Source organism: Actinomycetospora sp. (assembly GCF_055612215.1).
The window spans coordinates 1-3402 of the sequence record NZ_JBVPVA010000184.1; the positions used below are offsets into that span (position 1 = coordinate 1).

Here is a 3402-nt window from a genome sequence, read left to right on the forward strand (position 1 = left end):
CTTCCCGCTGCACTCGATCTCGAAGGTCTCGACCTACGCGCTCGCCCTCGAGGACAACGGCCGGGCGGCCACGCTGGCCCGGGTGGGCGTCGAGCCCTCCGGGGACCCGTACAACTCCGTCACGTTCGACGAGGTGCACCACCGGCCGTACAACCCGATGGTCAACGCCGGAGCCCTCGTCGCCGCGAGCCTGGTGCACGGCGCGGACAGGACCGAGAAGGTCGAGCGGCTCCGGGAACGGCTGCGGGTGTTCACCGGCAACCCGGGACTGGACGTCGACCAGGACATCCTCGACACCCAGCTCCGCACCAGCGACCGCAACCTCGGCGTCAGCTACCTCATGCGCTCGCTGGGGATGCTCGCCGGGGACATCGAGGAGAACGTCGCCGTCTACCTCTCGGCGTGTTCGATCACGGTGACCACCGACGAGCTCGCGCTGATGGGCGCCACGCTTGCCAACGGCGGGACGAACCCACTCACCGGGCTGCGGGCGATGCCCGAGGAGTACGTCCGTGACGTCGCCAGCGTCATGCTCACCTGCGGCATGTACGACGCTGCCGGGCAGTGGTTCTACGATGTGGGCATCCCGGCCAAGAGCGGTGTGAGCGGCGGGATCGTGGCGGCGATCCCCGAGCGGATCGGGATCGCGGTGTATTCACCCGGGCTGGACGCGTACGGCAATTCGGCCCGCGGGGTCGCGATCTGCCGGGATCTCTCCACGCACTTCGGACTCCACATGTTCACTCCGCCGAGCGCCGCGGGCCGGGTCCTCTAGCCGCCACGGCTCGACGGCGTCGAGGTCGACCGCGCCGAGGTCACGGAGGCGGCGCCACCGGCAGGGTGTAGCTGGTCGCCGCGGCCGCCGCCGCCAGGTCGACCGCCCGGGGACGCCGTCGTCGGGCGACACGCCGAGCGAGCGGTACCCCGAGCACGCAGAAGATGGCCAGTGCGATCGAGGCCCGGGACAGGCCCGAGGCCAGCGCGTCGGCAGAGGCGCCGCCGCCGTCGACCTGGTCGGCGCTGACCGAGGCGTAGATGCCGGCGACGACGGCGGTCATGACAGCGCCGCCCACGTAGCGCGCCATGTTCGAGATGCCCGACGCCGCGCCCACCTGGTCGTCGTCGACGGCCGCGGTCGCGATCGACGACGAGGGTCCGTTGGACAGGCCGAGCCCGACCGCGATGGCGAACAGGGCCGGCAGGAACGTGAGGTAGGACCACGACGACTGCACCAGGGCGAGGAGCACGAATCCCACGGTGAGCAGGACGAACCCGACGACGATGACCGGTCGCGCCCCGAACTTGTTCGCCAGCGGTGTGACCGCGGGAGCGACCAGGACGACGACGACGGCCACGGGCAACGTGGCCAGACCGGCCTGCAGGCTCGTCATGCCGAAGGTGGCCGGGTCCTGGAAGTACAGGCTGATCAGGAACGAGACCCCGGCGATCGCGCCGGCGCCGATCAGGATGGCGAGGGTCGAGCCCACCAGGAGGGGGTTGCGCAGCAGCGCGAGGTCGACCAGGGGAGCTGCCACCCGGCGCTCGACGAGCACGAAGCCGACGGCGGCGAGGATCGACACCGCCAGACAGGCCAGGGTGGCCGGCGAGGCCCATCCCCAGGACGAGCCCTTCGTGACCGCGAAGACGAACGGCGCGAGCACGGCGGCGACCAGCACGGTGCCGGCGAGGTCGATCGTCCGCGGTCGGGTCGGGTCCCGGGACTCGGACACGGTGGCCAGCACCCAGGGGATGCACGCCGCCCCGATCGCGGCGTTGATCCAGAACAGCCCCTGCCACCCGGCGACCTCGTTGAGCACCCCGCCGACGACCGGCCCGGCCGCGGCCCCCGCGGCCGAGGCCGCTCCCCACAGGGCGACCGCGCGCATCTGCCCGGGCCCGGTCGTCGCCACCGAGAGCAGGCTCAGTCCGGACGCGAGGATCGCCGCGCCCGCCGCGCCCTGCACAATGCGGCCGGCCACCACCACCCCACCGGTCGGGGCGAGGGCGATCAGCACGCAAGAGGCGGCGAACAGCGCGAGCGCGGCGACGAACACCCGGCGTCGACCGAACACGTCGCCCATCGCCCCGGACGTGATGATGGTCGCCGCTCCGACGAGGAGATAGCCGGTCACCGCCCACTGCAGCAGATCGAGCGAGGCGTCCAGATCGACCCCGATGGAGGGCAGCAGGATGCTCACCGCGGAGGTGTTGGCGTTCACCACGAAGGTCGACAGACAACTCGTCCCGAGCACCCCGCCGGTCGCCACCCCGGCAGCTGTCCCTGAGGCATTCACGGGGCCAGCGTCGGGCGCGACGTCCTCCCTCACGTCATCCTCGGCGGGTGACCACGGTGCCGTGACCCGCGCCGGTGAACCGCCGACCGGATCGGAGCGGCCGCGGGGAGACGTCGCGACGGAGGTCTGGCTCACCCATGTCCCCGGCACGGACAGCGTCACCTCGGCGGAACGTAGCGGCTCACCTCCCGCAGGTGAGGCACGCTCCGACCGGCTCGCCCATCCTCGGATCGACGACGAGGGACCGACCGGGCGAGGGAGACGAGATGACCGCAGGCCCTGTCCCGCCGGGCGGCACCACCGGGCGAGGCCGATCTCCGCGGCAGGTGCGGACCCGGTGGAACTCGCGATGGGTCGTGGCGCTCGTGCTCCTCGTCGTCGCCGTCGTGTTCATCCTCGAGAACCGCCAGCTCACCGAGATCCGCCTGCTGCTCCCGGTGGTGCTGATGCCGCTGTGGGCGGCCCTGACCGGCACGCTGCTCATCGGCCTCGTCGTCGGCGTGCTGTTGGACCGCCAACGCCGACGGTGAACCGCCGGGGGAGCGGCGCGGTGCGAGGAGTGAGCGCGGTGTCCGACGCCGACCACCGGCTCGCCCGGGGTGCGGGAGCGGCGGCGGACGAGCCGGCGCGGCCTCCCGCCGCGGGCGGCGTCACGGCCGTCTTCCCCCGGGGCGTCGTGGTCCTGCTGGGGGCGGCCGCCACGGTCGCGGGCGTGGCCGGCGTCTCGGCGGCGTCGTGGCTGCTCGGGCCGTTGCTGCTGGCGTTCGTCATCGTGCTCGCGATGTATCCGGTCCAGGGGTGGCTCCGACGCCGGGGATGGCCGGGGTGGGCGGCGACGCTGTCCCTGCTGGTGGTGATCTACGGGGCGCTCCTGGTGCTCGCGGTGTTCCTGGTGGCGTCGGTCAGCCGGCTGGGAACGGTGCTGGCCCAGCACGCGGGGGCCTGGCAGCAGCTGGTGGCGTCGCTGCGTACCGCGCTCACCGGCGTCGGGATCGACCCGACGCAGTCCGCCCGGGTCGCGGGCACCGCGGACCTGAGCCGGCTGGTACCGGCCGTGGGCGCGCTGCTCTCCGGCCTCGGCGCGGTGGTGACCGGCCTCGTGCTGGTG

4 protein-coding genes are annotated in these 3402 nt (G+C 73.0%); 3 read left to right on the forward strand and 1 reads right to left on the reverse strand.

Going from position 1 to position 3402, the window contains the following annotated elements:
* A partial coding sequence (gene glsA / locus AC0CYZ_RS05135; RefSeq protein ID WP_472212981.1) for a glutaminase A occupies window positions 1–775 on the forward strand: 775 nt, incomplete at its 5' end.
* Window positions 776–815: 40 nt separating this feature from the next.
* On the opposite strand, the gene AC0CYZ_RS05140 is transcribed toward glsA, so the two are convergent.
* Window positions 816–2267: an MFS transporter gene (locus tag AC0CYZ_RS05140; RefSeq protein ID WP_472212984.1), complete on the reverse strand. Its 1452-nt coding sequence runs from the start codon at window positions 2265–2267 to the stop codon at window positions 816–818.
* A 383-nt stretch (window positions 2268–2650) separates the two neighbouring features.
* Between AC0CYZ_RS05140 and AC0CYZ_RS05145 the strand changes: the two genes are divergently transcribed.
* Both AC0CYZ_RS05145 and AC0CYZ_RS05150 read left to right on the forward strand, forming a co-directional pair.
* Window positions 2651–2824, forward strand: a complete 174-nt coding sequence (locus tag AC0CYZ_RS05145) for a DUF1049 domain-containing protein (RefSeq protein WP_472212986.1) — start codon at window positions 2651–2653, stop codon at window positions 2822–2824.
* A 38-nt stretch (window positions 2825–2862) separates the two neighbouring features.
* On the forward strand, window positions 2863–3402 hold a 540-nt coding region (locus tag AC0CYZ_RS05150; RefSeq protein ID WP_472212988.1), incomplete at its 3' end, for an AI-2E family transporter.